The following is an 18,443-nucleotide window of genomic DNA, read 5'->3' on the forward strand; positions in this document are numbered from 1 at the left end:
GCGACATTGTCGCGGCGCCGCCCTGAATCGATGCCTGCGCTGTCTTTTGCTGAATTACTTCTTGCGTGCTGCGATGGCCTTCTCGGCCTTCGCCACGAGGTCTGCGCCCACGGTGCCCTTCCACTTTTCGTACACGGGCCGCGTGGCCTTCACAAAGGCTTCGCGCTCGGCGGGCGAGAGCTGGGTCACGGTCACGCCCATGGCGGCAATGTCCTTCAGCACGGGCTTGTCGGCTTCGACAAGGCCCTTGCGCGCAATGGCAATCTCTTGTTGGCCGGCATCGATGGCGGCCTGGCGAACGATGGCCTGGTCGGCCGGGGTCCACGAAGCCCAGATTTCCTTGTTGACGACGAAGACCAGCGGGTCGGCAACGTAGCCCCAGGTGGTGACGAACTTCTGGCCCACGTTCTGCATCTTGAGCACGGTGAACAGGAAGAGCGGGTTCTCCTGCCCGTCGACCGCGCCGCTGGCAAGCGCGGGCTGCGCATCGGCCCAGCTCATCTGCGTGGGGTTGGCGCCGAGCGCGGTGAACATGTCGGAGTAGATCGGCGAGCCGACGACGCGGATCTTCATGCCCTTCAGATCTTCAGGCGACTTGATCGGCTTCTTGGAGTTGGTGATTTCGCGGTAGCCGTTTTCACCCCAGGCAAGGGGCACCACACCGGCCTTGTCGAGGGTCTTGAACATGTCCTTGCCGACTTCGCCCTGCGTGAGCGCATCGATGGCCGCGTAGTCGGGCATCAGGAAGGGCATGGAGAAGAGGTTGAGCTGCTTGACTTGCGGCGACCAGTTGATGGTCGAGCCCACGGCCATGTCGATGACGCCCTGGCGCAGCGCGCTGAACTCGCGGGTCTGGTCGCCCTGGATGAGCGAAACACCGGGGTAGAGCTTGATGTTGATGCGGCCCTGGGTACGCTCCTTCACGAGGTCGGCCCAGATCTTTCCGGCCTGGCCCCAAGGCGTGGGCGGGCCGAGCACGAGGGACATCTTGTATTCGGGCTTGTAGGCGGCCTGCGCCATGGCGCCGGTCGAGAACATGCCCAGGGCGGTGGCTACGGCGGCAAGGCCCAAGAGGGTGCGGCGGAATTTCATGAGAGGTCTCCTTGTTTTCTGAACACAACTAAGTGGTGGATGTTTTATGGGAACGTTTGCTGATGTTTTGGCGCTGTTGTTCAGGGCTGGTGCAAAGGCCACCGGGTACTCCCCTCCGCGAATGTCCCCCGGGGCTGCGCCCCTCGAACTGACCGCGCGAGGAACGAGCACTACTGCCTCAGCACGCGGCCCCATCTCAGTACCCCAGCTTCCGAGGCAACCACAACGCAAGTTCCGGGAAAGCGATCACCAGCACCATCACGACGAACATCGAGAACAGCATCCAGCCGACCCACCGCACGGTTTCTTCCATGCGCACCTTGGCAATACGGCACGACACCATCAGGTTGACCGCGAGCGGCGGCGTGAACTGGCCCAATGCAACCTTCAGGGTGAGGATCACGCCGAACCACACCGGATCCCACTTGTAGTACTGCACGATGGGCAGCAGCAGCGGCACGAATATGAGGAAGATCGACACGCCGTCCAGGAACATGCCGACCGTGATCAAGAGCAGGATCAGCAACGCCAGGATGCCGTATTCGCCCAGGCCCGAATTGACGATGGCGCGCGTCACCGGGTCGATGATGCCCAGCGTCGAAAGCGAATACGCGAAGATGCCCGCAAGCGACACCACCAACAGGATCACAGCCGACAGCTCACCCGATTCGCGCAAGATCACGAACAGGTCGCGCACCTTGATCGTCCGGTGAATGCACATGCCCACGAACAGCCCGTAGAACACCGCCACCACCGCTGCTTCGGTGGGCGTGAACCAGCCCGCGCGCATGCCACCCAGAATGAGCACCGGCGCTGCCAGGCCCCAGACCGCTTCGCGAAAACTCTTCCAGAACGGTGGGCGCGGCAACGTCGATTCGAGTGCGCCCATCTTGTGCTGGCGGGCCAGCAGCACGGCCGGAATCATCAGCGCCAGGCCGGCCATCACACCCGGGATCATGCCGGCTGCAAACAGCGCCGGCACCGAGGCGCCAGGCACCAGCACCGAGTACACGATGAACGCGACCGAGGGCGGAATCAGGATGTCGGTGGCCGCAGCGGCACCCACCACGCTGGCCGAGAAGGCTGCCGGGTAGCCCGCGCGAGACATGGCCGCGATCATCACGGCGCCCACGGCGGCGGCGTTGGCGGGGCCGGAGCCCGAGATGCCGCCGAGGAACATGGCCACTGCAATGGCCACCAGCGGCAGCATGCCCGGGCCGCGGCCGACGATGGCGACCGCAAAGTTGACGAGCCGCAGCGCCACGCCCGAGCGGTCGAAGATGGAGCCCACCAGCACGAACATCGGAATGGCCAGCAGCGGATATTTGCCAAGGCCGGCATAGAAGTTTTGCGGCACGGCCAGCAAACCGAACCACTGGGCGTCGCTGTTGGCCAGCGCAATGCAGGCGGCGCCGGCCAGGCCCAGCGCGGCACCGATGGGCACGCCCACCAGCATCATCGCGACGAAGGCGACGAAGAGCAGGGTGGCGATCACGATGCGTCGCCTTTTTTGCGGTCTTGCTCGGGGGCGTAGTCCTTGCGGCCGCGGCGGATCATCAGGCCCACCGCGCGCAGCGCAATGCCAAATGACACGATGGGAAGCCACATCGAATACCACCAGGCCGGCAGGCCAATGCCCGGCGTGGTTTCGTCGAACCGGTAGTCGTCCCACACCATGCGGATGCTGAGGGCGCCGATCAGCGTGAACAGAATGGCGATCATGAGCGCGCCGAACTGCGCAAGGCGCTTGCGCCGCGCCATGGAGCCGCTCTCCGAGAAATATTCGATGCGGATATGCCGGTCGCGCGCCACCGCGGCCGAGCCGGCCACCAGCGCCAGCATGATCATGAGAAAGACCGAGAACTCCTCCGTCCAGGCAAACGAAGAGTCGGTGAAGTAGCGCACCAGCACGTTGGCGAAGGTAATGAGCGCCAGCGCGCCCATGATGATGACGGTGAGCCAGTCTTCGATGGCGAGCGGCACCTTGGTGGGCTCGTCGGCGGCTTCGATGTCTGGGGGGAGGGGGCTGGCGGCGTCCAGCAAAGGGCCGGACTCGTTGGGAGTGGTCATCGAAAGGGAGGGGGAAAGCAGCTATGGATGGTAACGATCCATGTCCATCCGTTCATTGGGGTTTTCCTAAGCTGCGGCCCCCTGTTCCGCCCCCTCTGGCCCTCTCGAGAAGGGCTATTCGAGCTTGGCGCCCGAATCCTTGATCAGGCGCTCCCAGATCGGGCTTTCCTTCTTGTACACGGCGGTAAAGGCCTCCGGCGAGCTCTCCTTCAGGTCGAAGCCCATGGCCGCCACGCGCGCCTGCACGTCGGGCTGGCGCGTGGCCTTGCCCACTTCTTCGGCAATGCGCTGCACGATGGGCTTGGGCGTGCCGGCCGGCATGGCAATGGCAAGCCAGCCCGCCACGCGGTAGGCCTCGTCGCCCAGCCCTTGCTCGGCCAGCGTCGGCACGTCGGGCAGCGTGGCCATGCGGCGCTCGCCGCTCACGCCCACGGCCCTGAGCTTGCCCGCCTCGATGTGCGGCTTGGCCACCAGCGCGCTGGCAAAGGCCATCTGGATCTGGCCGCCAATCAGGTCTTGCAGCATCGGCGCCTCGCCCTTGTAGGCCACGTGGTTCATTTCGGCCTTCTGCGTGAGGCTCATGTGCGCGCCGGCCAGGTGCGGATACGCGCCCACGCCGTACGAGCCGTAGGCCACCTTGCCCTTGTTGGCCGCCACGTACTTCAGGAGCTCGGGCCCGTTCTTCACCGGCACGCTCGGGTGCACCACCAGCACCAGCGGGGCGGTGGCAATCTGGTAGACCAGCGTGAGGTCGCGCTGCGTGTCGTAGGGCAGCTTCTGGTAGAGAAACTGGTTGGTCAGCAGCGAGTTGCTCAGCGCCAGCACCAGCGTGTAGCCGTCGGGCGGCGCCTTGGCCACGGCGTCGGTGCCGATGATGCCGGCGGCCCCGGGCTTGTTGTCGATGATGACGGGCTGGCCCAGCCCGGCAGCCATCTTCTCGCCCACCAGGCGGGCCAGCACGTCGGTTGCGCCGCCCGGGGCAAAGGGCACCACCATGCGGATCGGCTTGCTCGGATAGGTCTGCGCCCAGCCGGCGGTGGTGGCCGTGAGCGCCAGCGACGCAAGGGCAAGGCCGTGCAGGGCACGGCGGGTGGTGAATGTGGCGTTGTTCATGTTCTCGATGTCTCCGGTGGTTGATTTGTTTTTTATGTGCGTGCCGCCAGCCAGATGGATGCAGGGCTATTCGGTGAGCACCTGGGTCTTGAACGGCAGCGGCGCCAGCGCTGCTTCGATCCGCTCCCGCAGCGGCGCTGCAAGCGCACCTGCGGCAGCGGCCTCGATGCGCACCTGCACCAGGCGCTCTCCCTCATGGGCGACGCGCGGCATGGCTCCTGCGTCGACGCCAAGCTCGCTGCACACCTGTTCGACGGCCGCAGCCACCACGCGGCTCGCCGCCATTGCGCGCAACTCGGGCTTGTAGATCTTGCCGACGTTGGTCATCGGCATGTTCTCGATGACGATCACCGACTTGGGCTTGGCGGGCGCTTCGTCGACGCGCGCGGCGGTAAAGGCCAGCAGTTCTTCGTCGGTGGCCGATGCCCCCGGCACCAGCGTTGCAAACACCACCGGCAGCTCGCCCGCGTACGCATCGGGTGCACCCACTGCCGCGCACAGCTGCACCGCCGGATGCGCGCCCAGTGCGTCTTCGATCACCTTGGGGTCGATGTTGTGGCCGCTGCGGATGATCAGGTCCTTCGAACGGCCGCTCAGGTTGAGCCGCCCTTCGCCGTCGATCCAGCCCAGGTCGCCCGTCGCAAGCCAGCCGTCTGCGGTAAAGGCCTTGGCGTTGTCCGCCGGGTCGACAAAGCCCGAGAACAGGTTGGGCGCCTTGAACAGCACCATGCCCTGCTCGCCCGGCGGCAGGTCGCGGTCGCTGGCGTTGCCGCTTTCGTCGAGCGCCACGATGCGCATCTGCATGTAGGGCAGCGGAAAACCGACGCAGCCGGCAGGCCCGTTCACGCCCGGCGGGGTGATGGTCGAAATGCCGGCCATCTCCGTCATGCCCAGGCTCTCATGCACATGCAGGCCGAACAGCCGTTCGAAGCGCGCGGCCAGTTCCGGCGAGAGCACGGCAGCGCCCGTGCGGCAGTAGCCGATCGATGAAATATCGGCGCCGTCCAGCGGCACATTCGCCAATGCGGCCAGCACCGTGGGCACGGCCGAGAGCGAGGTCGGCCGGTATTTTTCAACCAGCTTCCAGTAGTTGGCAAGCACCTCCTTGTTGCGCAGCAGCGAGGTGGTCGGAATGATCACTTCCACCCCGGCCGAGAGCGACGCCAGCGAAGCCGGCAGCACGCCCGCCACATGGAACAGCGGATAGCCGTTGATCGAAATGCCCTGGTCGTTCATGCCCGCGACCTGAACGCTGGCCCAGGCGGTGAACACCTGCGCGCCGTGGCTGTGGCGCGCAAGCTTGGGTGCGCCGGTGGTACCGCCGGTGTGAAAGTAGGCGGCAATGTCGGTGGGCGCAATGTCGCGGCCGCTCACAAGGCGGTCCGGAGGCTGCGCGGCGCGCAGCGCGTTGAAATCTGCGACGCCGTCGGGCAATGCGCCCGCGGCGCCCGGCGCCTCGTCGTGCGGCGCCACGCGCAGCACCGTGGTGAGTGTGGGCACCTGGCTGCGCAGCCGCATGGCCTTCGACCACATGCCCGATTCGCTGTCCGAGCCATAGGCGATCAGCACCCTGGCGCGGCCTGCGGTCATCAGCGCTACCAGCTTCTCGTCGGTGAGCAGCGGGTTGAGCGGCTGCACGATGCCCGCAGCCTCGCCGCCCCAGAGCGCCAGGTGATATTCAAGGCACCCTGGCAGCAGCACCGCCACCGCGTCCTGCGGACCCACCCCCAGCGCATGCAGCATGTTCGCGGTCTGGTGGATGCCCGCGAGCAAGTCGGCGTACGACCAGCGGATCGGCTCGTCGGCCGGGTTGCCGGTGCGAAGAAAGGTGAGCGCCGTCTTGCCGCCGAAGGCCGCGCCCGCGTTGCGAAAGATCTCGTAGGTGCTGCGCACCGTCAGCGCCTGCTCCAGCGGCGTTTCCTCCAACCGCCGGATATCCGCGAGGCTGCGCACCGGAAACTGGGGGCGGAACGGCTCGCCGGCCACCTTCATCTTGTTGCTGTCTGCCATGCGTGTCTCCTGATGTTGTCTCTTGCCGGCCGCTTGCGAAGCGCTGTTTTACTGGTTCGTGATCTTGTTGTCGCGAATGACCTTGCCCCAGCGCTCGAAATCCTGGTGCATGCGCGTGCCCGTCTGCCCGGGCGTGCCGTAGGCCGCAAAGGAGCCGACGCTTTCGAGCTTGTCCTGCACTTCCTTGTCGGCCAGTGCTGCCTTCAGTTCGGCGCTCATGCGGTCGACCACGTCCTTGGGCGTGCCCGCCGGCGCCAGGAGGCCGCCCCACGAGGTTGCGTCGAAGCCCGGAAAGCCCTGCTCGGCCACCGTCTTCACGTCGGGCAGCAGGCTCACGCGCTTGCCCGAACCGACCGCAATGGCGCGCAGCGTGCCGGCGCGGATGTGCGGCATTACCGCCACCAGGTCCGAGAACATGGCCGGCACCTGCCCGCCGATCAGGTCCGTCACGGCCGGCGCGCTGCCGCGGTAGGGCACGTGCTGCATGTCGAACTTGCCGATGTTCTTGAGCTGCTCGGTCGTCAGGTGGCCGAAGCTGCCGGCGCCCGCCGTCGTGTAGTTGAGCTTGCCGCCTTCGGCCTTGGCCTTGGCAATCAGGCCTTGCAGGCCGGTGACTTCGGGCAGCGACTTCGGATTGACCACCATCACGATCGGCAGGTCATACACCGTGCCCACGGGCGTGAAGCTCTTGAAGATGTCGTAGGGCGTCTGGCCGTACAGGTGCGCCGCCAGCAGCGTGGGCGTGGCCAGCATCACGAAGGTGTAGCCGTCGGGTGCAGCCTTGGCGGCAGCAGCCGCGCCGATGGTGCCCGATGCGCCGCTGCGGTTGTCGATGAGGATGTTCTGCTTCAGGCCCTGCGACATCTTCTGCGCCACGATGCGCGTGGCCACGTCGGTCGGCCCGCCGGGCGGAAAGGGCACGACCACCGTGATCGGCTTGGCCGGCCAGGCTTGCGCGAAGGCGGCGCCTGCCACCAGTGGAAGGGCCAGCGCGATGAGCACGCGGCGCGCGGGATTGCGAAGGGAACGAGAGAAAGGAAATGCCATGACTTCTTCAGGGAATCGGAGAGAGAGAGGGAAAAGGAAAGAGCGTCTTCAGAGAACGCCGTTCGATTTAAGTTGCGCGAGCTTGTCGTCCGAAAGGCCGAGCAGCGACTGCAGCACCTCGTGCGTGGCTTCGCCCAGTTGCGGCGGCGCGCTGCGCACCGGCAGGCGCTCGCCGTCGAAGCGGTAGGGCGGTGCAAGCACGTTGACCTTGCCGGCCACCGGATGCGGCTGCTCGGTGACAAGGCCCGCGTCGGTCGCGCGTTTGGAGTTGAGCGCCTCGAGCAGGCCCAGCACCTCGCCGCACGGAATGCCCGACTGCGTGAGCTTTTCGAGCAGGTCGGCGCGCTGGCGCTTGGCCAGTTCGGCGTGCAGTTCGGGCAGCAGCACCGCGCGGTTTGCCGAACGCAGGATGTTGGTCTTGAAGCGTTCGTCCGCCGCCAGGTCGGGCCGCTCGAGCACGTCGGTGCAAAAGCGCGAGAACTGGGCGTTGTTGCCCACGGTAATCACCAGCGGACCATCGGCCGCGTCGAATACGCCGTAGGGCACGATGGACGGATGCGAGTTGCCATAGCGCGGCGGGTCTTCGCCCATCAGCAGAGCTTCGAGGCCGTAGTAGGCGGTGATCATCAGGCCGCAGTCGAACAGCGCCATTTCCACGTGGCGGCCCTTGCCGGTTTTTTCGCGCTGGTACAGCGCAGCCAGCACGGCTTGTGCCGAGTACATGCCGGTGAACAGGTCGACCACCGCCACGCCAAACTTCAGCGGCGGCTGGTTGGCTTCGCCGTTCAGCGCCATCAGGCCCGCCTCGCCCTGCACCACCAGGTCGTAGCCCGGTCGTGCGGCCTCGGGGCCGGTGCGGTCGTAGCCCGAGATCGAGCAGTAGATGAGCCCGGGGTTTTCCTTGCTGAGCTGTTCGTAGCCGAGGCCCAGCTTGTCGATGCCGCCGAACTTGAAGTTCTGGATCACCACATCGCACTGCCTGGCAAGGTCGCGCGCAATCTGCTGGCCTTCGGGCGTTTGCAGGTCGAGCGTGACCGAACGCTTGTTGCGGTTCACGCTGTTGAAGTAGGCCGTCTCGGTGTTGCCGACACGCAGGCCCCAGTCGCGCGTGTCGTCGCCGCGGCCCGGGTGCTCGACCTTGATGACTTCGGCGCCCATGTCGGCCAGCACCATGCCGCACCAGGGGCCCGCAAGAATGCGGGACAGATCGAGAACGCGCACGCCGGCAAGCGGCAGCGAGGAATTCAGCATTGGCATGAGAGCAACTCCCTTGAAACGAGAAAGCCCCGCAGCGAGTGCGAGGCGTGATGTGGGGTGAATGCGGCTGGCGGCGTCAGGAAGGGTTGGGCTTCTTTCGGCGCAGCGCCGTGAAATCTGCCGTGCGCTTGCCAAGAAAGGCGCCAATGCCTTCAGCCGCTTCGGCGTCGGCTTGCGACTCGACCATGTACACGGCCTCGGCGTCGAGCTGTTCTTCGAGCGTGGCCCGGTGAGCCTGGCGGCACAGCGTCTTGATGCGTGCGCTCGCGCGCTGCGGGCCGTTGGCCACCTTGGCAGCCAGCGCAACGGCCTCGGCCAGCGCGGCGCCCTTGTCGGTGAGGCGGTTGACGGCACCCAGCGCATGCAGGCGCTCGGCCGTCATGCGGTCGCCGGTCAGGCACATTTCGGTGAGCACCTGGCGCGAGACGAACTCCGACAGGAAAGCCGTGGCGCCGCCGTCGGGCGTGAGACCCACCTTGACGTAGGCGACCGTGTAGAACGCATCGCGCGCCGACACCAGCATGTCGCAGGCCAGCGCCATCGAGAGGCCCGCGCCCGCTGCACCGCCTTCGACGGCAGCAATGACGGGCTTGCCGCAATCGCGGATGGCGCGGATCAGGTCGTGCAGGCCCTCGAGCTTTTCGCGGCGTTCCGAGGCGGGCAGTTCGCGGCGCTTGGCCAGCAGGTTGAGGTCGCCGCCCGAGCAGAAAAAATCGCCCGCGCCGGTGAAGACGATGGCGCCGACTTCCGGGTCGCCTTGCGCGTCGTCGAGCGCGGCGCTCAGCTCCGCATACAGCGTTGGCGTGATCGCGTTGCGCGCACCGGGGTTGCTGTTGGTCAGGATGCGAACGGCGCCCTGCTGGCTGATGAGAACGGTCTTGTCGCTCATTGCGCGGTCTCCTTGCCAAGCGCGATGTAGCGCTGCAGATGATGGTCTTCGTCGCCGAGCTGGTGGTCGATCATCACGAGCCGCTTGGCATAGTGCGGCAGCGGCAGCTCCCACGTCATGCCGATGCCGCCGTGCATCTGGATGCTTTCTTCAGCCACCAGCGCGCCGATGCGGCCGATGCTGAACTTGGCGGCCGAGAGCGCACGTTCGCGTGCCACGCGGTCGACGCCGTCGATGGCCGCCGCTGCATTGATGACTGCCGAGCGCGCCTGTTCGATCTCGAGCAGCAGGTCGGCCATGCGGTGCTGCAGCGCCTGAAAGCTGCCGATCAGCGTGCCGAACTGCTTGCGCGTGCGCAGGTAGTCGAGCGTGGCGGTCTTGGCGGCCTCCATGGCGCCGACAGCCTCGGCGCACAGCGCGAGCACCCCGCGGCCGATGGCACGCTCCAGCGTGGCATGGCCCTGGCCTTCGCTACCCAGCAGTGCATCGGCATCGAGCTTCACGCCGTCGAATGCAAGTTCGGCCACGCGGCCGCCGTCGATGGCGGGGCAGCCGCGCACCGCAAGGCCCGTGGTCTTCGCGGGCACCAGGAACAGCGAGATGCCGGCCTCGTCGTTCACGCCGCCGGATGTGCGGGCGGAAACCAGGAACACGTCGGCCTGCTCGCCGTGCGGCACGGCAGCCTTGGCGCCGCTCAGCACCCAGCCGTCGCCGCTGCGCTCGGCGCGCGTGGCGACATGCGTGCGCTCGTAGTGCGCGCCGGCTTCGTCGTGTGCAAAGGCGGCAACGATGGCGCCGTTGATGATGTCGCCGAGCTTTTCTTTCTGTGCGGCATTGCCGGCGGCGCTGAGCGCCTCGCCGACCATGACCGCGCCCAGCAGCGGCTCGACAACCAGGCCGCGGCCCAGTGCCTCGAAGACCACGGCAATGTCGAAGCCGCCGCCGCCGAAGCCGCCGTCGGCCTCGCTGAACAGCGCGCCGATCACGCCCAGTTCTGCGAACTGCTGAAAGATTTCCTTGCTCAACCCGTGCGCCGACTTCGCGATGCGGTCACGCGCATCGAAGGCGTACTGCTCGGCGATGAAGCGGTTCAGGCTGTCGGCGAGCATGCGCCGGTCTTCGGTGTGTTCGAAGTTCATGTGCGTGTCTCCTTTACAGCCCGAGGATCATCTTGCTGATGATGTTCTTCTGGATTTCATTCGAGCCGCCGAAGATCGACAGCTTGCGGTTGTTGAAGTAGCGCGCCGCCGCGGCCGATGCGTAGGCAGGGCCGAAGGTTTCGCCGTCGAAGCCGTCGTGCAGCGCCTCTTCGATGAAGGGCCGGCCGTACACGCCCATCGCACGGCGCGCGAGCGACGAAATTTCCTGCCGGATCTCGGTGCCGCGAATCTTCAGCATCGAGCTTTCCGCACCCGGCACCCCGCCGCCGGCCACTGCCGCGATCACGCGCAGGTTGGTCGTCTTCATGTTCTCCAGGTCGATTTCGACACGTGCCATGCGCGCCGCAAAGGCCGGGTCTTCCGCCAGCGGCTTGCCGTTTTTCGTTTGCGTGGCCGCAATGCCCTTGAGCTGTTCGAGCGCGGCCACCGAGAAGCCCACGCCTGCGATGTTGGTGCGCTCGTAGGTCAGCAGGTACTTGGCGCAGGTCCAGCCCTTGTTCTCTTCGCCGACCAGGTTCTCGGCCGGCACACGCACGTCGGAGAAGAACACCTCGTTCACCTCGTGCTCGCCGTCCAGCGTGATGATCGGGCGCACTTCCACGCCGGGCGATGTCATGTCGATCAGCAGAAAGCTGATGCCTTCCTGCTTCTTCGCCTCGCGGTTGGTGCGCACCAGGCAGAAGATCATGTTGGCGTGCTGGCCGAGCGTGGTCCAGGTCTTCTGGCCGTTCACGATGTAGTGGTCGCCCTGGGCATCGATGCCGCGCACGGCTGATGTCTTTACCGCCGCCAGGTCGGAGCCTGCGCCGGGCTCCGAATAGCCCTGGCACCACCAGTCGGAGCCGTCGAGGATGCGCGGCAGCCAATGGCGCTTTTGCGCCTCGTTGCCGTACTTGATGAGCACCGGCCCGAGCATGTTCACGCCGAAGGGCACGATGCGCGGTGCAAAGGCCAGCGCGCATTCGTGCTCGAAGATGAACTTTTCGACCGCCGTCCAGCCCGGGCCACCGTACTGTTCGGGCCAGTGGTTGGCGAGCCAGCCGCGCTCGTTGAGGATGGCGTGCCATTCCTCCATGTCGGCCTTGGTGAGGATCTTGCCGCCGCTCACCTTGGCCGAGAGGCGCGCGGGCAGCTTGTCGGCCAGAAAGGCGCGCACTTCCGTGCGGAAGGCTTCTTCTTCGGGGGTGAAGTTCAGGTCCATGGCGTCGCTTCTTTAAAAGAAAGGGGTCAGGCGTGGTTGAGGCTGTCGAAGTTCGCGCCGCGTGCGACCAGTTCCACCAGCAGCGGCGAGGGCTGCCAGAACAACGGGTCTTCCTTCGCAAATTCGCGAATGTCGGCCAGCACCTTGGGCAGGCCCACGGTGTCGGCGTACTTCATGGGGCCGCCGCGGTGGCGCGGAAAGCCGTAGCCGTAGAGAAAGGTCACGTCCACGTCGAGCGGGCGCAGCGCAATGCGCTGGTGCACCACGTTCGCGCCCTCGTTGATCATTGCGGCCATGTAGCGGCGCATGATTTCTTCTTCTGTGAAGGCGCGCGGCTTGATGCCCGCGCGCTCGCGCTCGGCGTCGATGATGGCCAGTACCTCGGGGTCGGGCACGCCGGTGCGCGCGCCTTCGGGGTACAGGTAATAACCGCGCTGCGTCTTCTGGCCGAACCAGCCGCGCTCGCAGATGCGGTCGGCAATCTGCACGTAGCGCGCCTTGGGGTCGCGCGTGGCGGCCTTGCGCTTGCGCGTGGCCCAGCCGATGTCGCCGCCCGCCAGGTCGGACACCTGGAACGGCCCCATCGGGTAGCCGAAGTTGCGCACCGCCTCGTCGATCCGATAGGGCGAGGCGCCGTCTTCCATCATGTGGTCGGCGGCCTGGCGGTACACCGCCAGGATGCGGTTGCCGATGAAGCCGTCGCACACGCCGGCGCGCACGGGCACTTTCTTGAGCTTCTTCGCAAGCTCGAAGCCGGTGGCCACCACGTCGGCGCTCACCTTGGCGGGCACCACGATCTCGAGCAGCTTCATGATGTTGGCCGGCGAGAAGAAATGCAGGCCCACAACGTCCTGCGGGCGCGAGATGCTGGCCGCAATCTCGTCGATGTCGAGGTACGAGGTGTTGGTGGCCAGCACCGCGCCGGGCTTGCACACGCGGTCGAGCTCGGCGAACACGGCTTTCTTCACGCCCATGTCTTCGAACACGGCTTCAACCACGATGTCGGCCTGCGCAAGCGCGTCGTAGCTCGTGGAGCCCGAAAAGCGCGCCATCACGGCCGCCTTGGCCTCGGGCGTCATGCGGCCCTTGCCGATCAGGCCGTCGTACACCTTTTCGACGTGCTGGCGGCCGCGCGCAAGACTGGGCTCATCACGCTCGATCATGGTCACCGGCAGGCCCGCATCGAGCATGGCCACCGCAATGCCTGCGCCCATGGTGCCGCCGCCGATGATGCCGGCCGATTCGATGGCACGCGGCTTCGCGGCCTTGGTTTCAGGTGCCTTCAGCACTTCGCGCTCGGCGAAGAAGGCGTGGATCAGGCCGGCGCGCTGCGGGCTGTCGATGCACTGCAGGAACAGCTTGCGTTCGAGCGCCATGCCTTCGTCGAAGGGCAGCGTGAGCGCGGCTTCGACGGCTTCGATGATCTTCATCGGCGAGAAAAGCCCGCGGCTCTTCCTGGCGGTGTCGGCGCGCGCCGCTTCAAGCGCGGCGCGGCTGGCCTCTGCGTCGGCCAGGCCGGCGGCCTCGCGCGTGCGGCGCACCGGGGCCTTGGCCGCGGCCAGTTCTTCTGCGTAGGCCAGGCCTTCGGCGCGCGCATCGGCCTGGGTGCCCAGGCGGTCGACCAGCCCGAGCGACAGCGCTTCCTTCGCCCCTGTGTGGCGGCCGCTGAGCATGAGCTCGAGCGCTGGCTTTACGCCGATCAGGCGCGGCGCGCGCTGCGTGCCGCCGGAACCGGGCAAGAGGCCGAGCTGCACTTCGGGCAGTCCCAGCTTGGCCGACGGAGCGGCAAGGCGGTAGTGCGCCGACAGCGCCACTTCAAGCCCGCCGCCCAGCGCTGCGCCGTGGATGGCGGCAATCACAGGCTTCGTGCAGTTTTCGATCTTCAGGCACACCTCGGGCAGCGAAGGCGGCTGCGGCGTCTTGCCGAACTCGCGGATGTCCGCACCCGCGATGAAGTTGCGGCCCGCGCCCACGATCAGCACCGCGGCGGCCGCGCTGTCGGCCTCTGCCGCCTCGATGGCGGCCACCAGGCCTCGGCGCACGTCTACGCCCAGGGCATTGACGGGCGGGTTGTCGATGGTCACCACGAACACGCCGCCCGGTTGGGGAGAACGCTCGAAGCTGACGGGGTTGGAAGAAGACGCGGGAAGGCTGGAATCGGTAGTGGCCATGTCTTGTCTCTCTCTCTCTCTTGTCTCTGCGGGGCTCTAGGGTGAACCCAGCATTCTTTGCCCGATGCGCGGCTTTGACAATTGCATAGGCGGTTGACAGACTGTCAAAGGATTTTTGACACAATCCGGTGCATGGACCTCCAATCGCTGACTTTGCTGGTGGAAATCCTTGACGCGGGCAACCTGAGCGCGGCGGCGCGCCGCCTCAAGATGAGCCGCGCCAACGTCAGCTACCACCTGAACCAGCTGGAGCGCTCGGTCGGCGCCCAGCTGGTGCGGCGCACCACGCGCCGCGCCGAGCCCACGGAGATCGGCCTGCGCCTTTACCAGCACGGCGTTGCCATCCAGGCCGAACTGCTGGCCGCAAAAGAATCTGTCACCACGCTGGGCCAAGGCCTGCAGGGCCGCGTGCGGTTGAGCGTGCCAAGCGGCTACGGCCAGCTGGTCATGGCCGACTGGCTGATCGACTTCAAGCGCCAATACCCCGGCATCGTGCTGGACGTGGTGTTCGAAAACCGCATCGAAGACCTGCTGCGCGACGAAGTCGACATTGCGATTCGCGTGGTGCCCGAGCCTCCGCAGAACCTGGTGGCGCGGGAGCTGGGGCCGGTGCGCTACGTGGCCTGCGCCTCGCGCGACTACGCGCAGAAGCATGCGCTGCCGGTGCAGCTGGACGAGCTGCAGGGTGCGCCGGTGGTCACCGCCGCGGTCATTGGCCGGGAGCTGCGCGTGTCGGCCTACCAGGGCGAGACCCGGCGCGAGGTGATTCTGGAACCGACGCTCATTTCAGAAAACTTTTTGTTCCTGCGGCAGGCCATTCTTGCGGGCCTCGGCATCGGCCTGGTGCCCGACTACGTGGTGCAGGACGACGTGCGCAGGGGCGAGGTGATAACCACGCTGGACGACTGGCGCCTGAGTATTTTCGGCACGCAGATGTTCATGCTGTACATGCCCAACCGCCAGCACACGCGGGCAATCCGCACGTTTATCGACTTCATCCTCGAGCGTGTGAGGGCGCCGGGTGCGGCAGAGCCGCTCGAACGGCCGCAGGAATAGCGGCTTCGGATTCAGGCGCTGCGCAATGCGCGCCGCGCGCCCGCGTCGTCCACCGGCGCATCGAGCGGGCCGAGGCGCCGCATCTTGTCGTACAGCGTCTTGCGCGGCACGCCCAGCCGTTCGGCCGCGGCAGCCGCGCTGCCGCCGCTGGCTTCGAGCGCCTCATGGATCAGGTAGCGCTCGAACTGCGCCATCTGCTCGTCGAGCGTGCGCGAGCCCTGGGCGGTGCTGAGGTTGCCTCCATCCCCATCCCAGAGCCCAAGCACGAACCGGTCGGCAATGTTGCGCAACTCGCGTACGTTGCCCGGCCACGCATGCGCCATCAGTTCCTGCAGGTGGCGCGGGGTGACCACCGGCAGCTCCCGCTCGTGGCGCAGCGCCGCCTGCATCGCGAAGTGGGTAAAAAGCAGCGGGATGTCCTCGCGGCGCTCGCGCAGCGGCGGCAGCTGCAGCACCACCACGCTCAGGCGGTAGTAAAGGTCGTCGCGGAAGGTCTTGGCGCGCGCGGCCTCCAGCAGGTCGGCCTTGGTGGCGGCGACCACGCGGCTGTCCATCGGCCGCAACTCATTGGAGCCCAGGCGCTCGTACTGGCGTTCCTGCAGCGTGCGCAGCATCTTCACCTGCAGGTTCATCGGCATGGTCTCGATCTCGTCCAGAAAAAGCGTGCCGCCGCGCGCATGCTCGATCTTGCCGATGCGCCGCTTGGCCGCGCCGGTGAAGGCGCCGGCCTCGTGGCCGAACATCTCGCTCTCGAAGAGCGCCTCGGGCATGCCGCCGCAGTTGATGGCCGCAAAATGGCCCTCGCGTCGGCGCCCGTGGTCATGCAGGCAGCGCGCCACCAGCTCCTTGCCCGTGCCGGTCTCCCCGAGAATCAGCACGTCGGCATCGGTCGTGGCCACGTCCAGCACCAGCCGGCGCAGGCGCTGCATGGCCGAAGAGCGGCCGATGAGCTTGGCCTCGATCGCCTCGTAGCTCGCGAGCTTGCGGCGCAAGAGGTCCACCTCCAGGCTCAGCGCGCGTTTTTCGAGCGCCCGCTCGACCACCTCGGTGAGCTGTTCGGGCGAGAAGGGTTTCTCGATGAAGTCGTAGGCGCCCAGGCGCATCGCCTGTACCGCCATCGTGATGTCGCCGTGCCCGGTTACCAGGATCACGGGCAGCGTCGGGTCGATCTTCAGCGCGTGCGACAGGAGCGCCACGCCGTCCATGCCCGGCAGCTTCACATCGGTTACCAGCACGCCGCCAAAGCCGGGCACCACGCGCGGCATGACCTGCTCGGCCGAGCCGAAGCCCGACACGCGCAGGCCCGCCAGCTGCAGCGCCTGGGTGCTGCCCATGCGCACCGCGGGGTCGTCCTCGACGAACAGCACTTCGAGTTCTTCTTCAGCCATGGGGGGGTGCTCCGCGCGGTCCGTTGCGCAATGTGACGATGAATGCCGCGCCGCCGAGCTCGCTCTCGCCGGCGCGCAGGAGCCCGCCGAAGTCGCGCACGATGCCCGCGGAAATGGCCAGGCCCAGACCAAGCCCGAGGCCCTGCTCCTTGGTGGTGAAGAAGGGCTCGAACAGGCGCGGCATTACCTCCATGGCGATGCCGTTGCCGTTGTCGTGCACTTCCACGGTCGCGCCCTCGGGCGAGCTGCGCGCGACGATGCGCACGCGCCGCAGGCTCGCTCCGCCGGCCGCGGCGGCGTCGAATGCGTTGGCCAGCAGATTGACCAGCACCTGCTCCAGCCGGTTGCCCTCGCATAGCGCGTACAGGTGCGGCTCGATGGCCTGCTCCAGCTGGATGTGTTCCTGGCGGACGCGCTGGTCCAGCAGGAAGAGCGCATCGGCGATCACGTCGGCCAGCGCCACCGAGCGCATCGCCACTGCCGAGCGCCGCGCAAACTTCTTCAGCTGCGCGGTGATCTGCCCCATGCGGTCGGTCAGCTGGCAGATGGTGCGCAGGTTCAGGTCCACCTGCGAGGCCTCGCCCCGCTCCAGGTACACCACCGCATTGGCCGAGAGCGTGCGCAGCGCCGCCAGCGGCTGGTTGAGCTCGTGCGTGATGCCCGCGGACATCTGGCCCAGCACGGCCATCTTGCCTGTCTGCACGAGATCGTCCAGCGTGGTCTTCAGGATCTCCTCGGCGCGCTTGCGCTCGGCGATCTCGGTCTGCAGGTGCAGGTTGGCCTCGCTCAGCGCCTCGGTGCGCAGCTGCACCTTGTGCTCCAGTTCGTCGTAGGCGCCCTGCAGCGCCTCGCGCGCGGCCAGCCGCTGGTGCACGATGCGGCGGCGCTGCTGGAAGTACAGCACCAGCAGCGTAAGGAAGACGAGCGCGAACACCGTGGCCACCGCGCTCGTGCGCGCAAGCGCATGCACCGGCTTCATGTCCGACAGCATGATGAGCTTCCAGTCGGTGCCGTCCACCGGGCGGCTGTCCAGCAGGTAGTCGGGCCCGAAGGCGTCGCGGCCGGGCGCTCGGCCGGCCTCGGCGGGGCTCAGCTGCACCACCATGCCGGCGCCGCCCGACAGCGGCCGGTGCTCGCGCATGTCGATGGGCGTGAGCGAGCCGGCCTCGGTGTACTGGCGCGTCTGCGCGAGCTGCTGCAGCGTCTCGCTGGAAAGCGGGCGCAGCGCGCGAAATTTCCAGCCCGCGTCCGACGAGAGGAACACCACGCCGTTGCCGTCCACGGCGAGTACCTTGTCGGCCGACTGCGACCAGGTGGCGTCGAGCTTGTCCAGGTTCACCTTCACTGTCGCCACGCCAAGCTGCCGCGCGCCGTCGGGAATGCCGAATGAGAAGTAGTAGCCCGGTTCGCGGCTCACCGTGCCGATGCCGTAGAAGCGCCCCGGCACGCCGCGCACCGCATCCTGGAAGTAGGGGCGATACGAGAAGTTCATGTCCACGAAGCTGCCCTGCTGGTTCCAGTTGCTCGCGGCCAGCGTGAGGCCCTTGGCGTCCATCACGTAGAGAGCCGAGGCCTGGGCGTGCGCATTGACGGTCTCCAGGTACACGTTGGCGTTGAACTGCAGGCTGCTGTCGTCGGGGCTGCGCAGCAGGTCGAGCACGTCGGGGCTCAGCGACAGCACCTGCGGCAGGTATTCGTAGCGGCTCAATTCGCTGCGCAGGCTGGTCGAATAGATGTCGAGGCGGTGCAGCGTGCCCTGCTGCAGCGTTCGGATGCCGGCGCGCTCGCCCGCAAGGTATGCGAGCGCTCCGCCTGCGCCGATCAGGCAAAGCCAGACGCCGACGGCCGCCCAGCGGCGCCAGCGCGCGGCCTTGTCGCGCACGTCCCCCGGCGATCCGGCAAAGCCGGGCCGGTACGGCGCGGAGAGCTTCAGCATGGCACGGCCTGCCGCAAGGAGCGTTGACACGGGAACGGTAAGCGGAGGTCCGC

General features: G+C 67.0%; 14 protein-coding genes. 1 reads left to right on the forward strand and 13 read right to left on the reverse strand.

Annotated features, from left to right (window positions below; all coding sequences use genetic code 11):
• Positions 1–54 precede the first annotated feature (54 nt).
• The 11 genes from J2X67_RS13955 to J2X67_RS14005 all read right to left on the reverse strand — a co-directional run bounded on the left by J2X67_RS13955 (position 55) and on the right by J2X67_RS14005 (position 14,010).
• A complete protein-coding gene (locus J2X67_RS13955) occupies positions 55–1,092 on the reverse strand; it encodes a DctP family TRAP transporter solute-binding subunit (RefSeq protein ID WP_309953852.1) in 1,038 nt (345 codons plus the stop codon).
• A gap of 196 nt (positions 1,093–1,288) precedes the next feature.
• Positions 1,289–2,587: a TRAP transporter large permease gene (locus J2X67_RS13960; protein ID WP_309953853.1), complete on the reverse strand. Its 1,299-nt coding sequence runs from the start codon at positions 2,585–2,587 to the stop codon at positions 1,289–1,291.
• The gene (locus J2X67_RS13965; RefSeq protein WP_309953854.1) at positions 2,584–3,162 is read right to left on the reverse strand and encodes a TRAP transporter small permease; all 579 of its coding nucleotides are present in this window, start codon (positions 3,160–3,162) and stop codon (positions 2,584–2,586) included. Before J2X67_RS13965 ends, J2X67_RS13960 begins: the two co-directional genes overlap by 4 nt.
• 114 nt (positions 3,163–3,276) lie before the next feature.
• Complete coding sequence (locus tag J2X67_RS13970; protein WP_309953856.1) at positions 3,277–4,275, reverse strand: tripartite tricarboxylate transporter substrate binding protein; 999 nt, start codon at positions 4,273–4,275, stop codon at positions 3,277–3,279.
• A 66-nt stretch (positions 4,276–4,341) separates the two neighbouring features.
• Complete coding sequence (locus J2X67_RS13975) at positions 4,342–6,285, reverse strand: acyl-CoA synthetase (RefSeq protein WP_309953857.1); 1,944 nt, start codon at positions 6,283–6,285, stop codon at positions 4,342–4,344.
• Between the two features lie 48 nt (positions 6,286–6,333).
• Positions 6,334–7,332, reverse strand: a complete 999-nt coding sequence (locus J2X67_RS13980; protein WP_309953859.1) for a tripartite tricarboxylate transporter substrate binding protein — start codon at positions 7,330–7,332, stop codon at positions 6,334–6,336.
• Between the two features lie 48 nt (positions 7,333–7,380).
• The gene (locus tag J2X67_RS13985; protein WP_309953863.1) at positions 7,381–8,589 is read right to left on the reverse strand and encodes a CaiB/BaiF CoA-transferase family protein; all 1,209 of its coding nucleotides are present in this window, start codon (positions 8,587–8,589) and stop codon (positions 7,381–7,383) included.
• A gap of 76 nt (positions 8,590–8,665) precedes the next feature.
• Positions 8,666–9,478 carry an oxepin-CoA hydrolase, alternative type gene (locus J2X67_RS13990; RefSeq protein ID WP_309953865.1) on the reverse strand — a complete coding sequence of 271 codons (813 nt, stop codon included), beginning with the start codon at positions 9,476–9,478 and terminating at the stop codon, positions 8,666–8,668.
• A complete protein-coding gene (locus J2X67_RS13995; protein ID WP_309953867.1) occupies positions 9,475–10,617 on the reverse strand; it encodes an acyl-CoA dehydrogenase family protein in 1,143 nt (380 codons plus the stop codon). Before J2X67_RS13995 ends, J2X67_RS13990 begins: the two co-directional genes overlap by 4 nt.
• 13 nt (positions 10,618–10,630) lie before the next feature.
• Positions 10,631–11,839 (reverse strand): acyl-CoA dehydrogenase family protein, encoded by a 1,209-nt coding sequence (locus J2X67_RS14000; protein ID WP_309953869.1) that lies wholly within the window; start codon positions 11,837–11,839, stop codon positions 10,631–10,633.
• A 26-nt stretch (positions 11,840–11,865) separates the two neighbouring features.
• On the reverse strand, positions 11,866–14,010 hold the full coding sequence (locus J2X67_RS14005; protein ID WP_309953871.1) for a 3-hydroxyacyl-CoA dehydrogenase NAD-binding domain-containing protein: 2,145 nt from the start codon (positions 14,008–14,010) through the stop codon (positions 11,866–11,868).
• A gap of 132 nt (positions 14,011–14,142) precedes the next feature.
• Here J2X67_RS14005 and J2X67_RS14010 point away from each other — a divergent pair, with 132 nt between their 5' ends.
• On the forward strand, positions 14,143–15,066 hold the full coding sequence (locus J2X67_RS14010; RefSeq protein WP_309953873.1) for a LysR family transcriptional regulator: 924 nt from the start codon (positions 14,143–14,145) through the stop codon (positions 15,064–15,066).
• Positions 15,067–15,077: 11 nt separating this feature from the next.
• Here the strand turns inward: J2X67_RS14010 and J2X67_RS14015 are convergent, their stop codons facing one another.
• A complete protein-coding gene (locus J2X67_RS14015; RefSeq protein WP_309953875.1) occupies positions 15,078–16,454 on the reverse strand; it encodes a sigma-54 dependent transcriptional regulator in 1,377 nt (458 codons plus the stop codon).
• The gene (locus J2X67_RS14020) at positions 16,447–18,390 is read right to left on the reverse strand and encodes an ATP-binding protein (protein ID WP_309953877.1); all 1,944 of its coding nucleotides are present in this window, start codon (positions 18,388–18,390) and stop codon (positions 16,447–16,449) included. The genes J2X67_RS14015 and J2X67_RS14020 overlap by 8 nt, the downstream gene beginning before the upstream one ends.
• Positions 18,391–18,443 lie beyond the last annotated feature (53 nt).

The organism is Variovorax sp. 3319 (assembly GCF_031456585.1).
Lineage (GTDB): Bacteria > Pseudomonadota > Gammaproteobacteria > Burkholderiales > Burkholderiaceae_C > Variovorax > Variovorax paradoxus_P.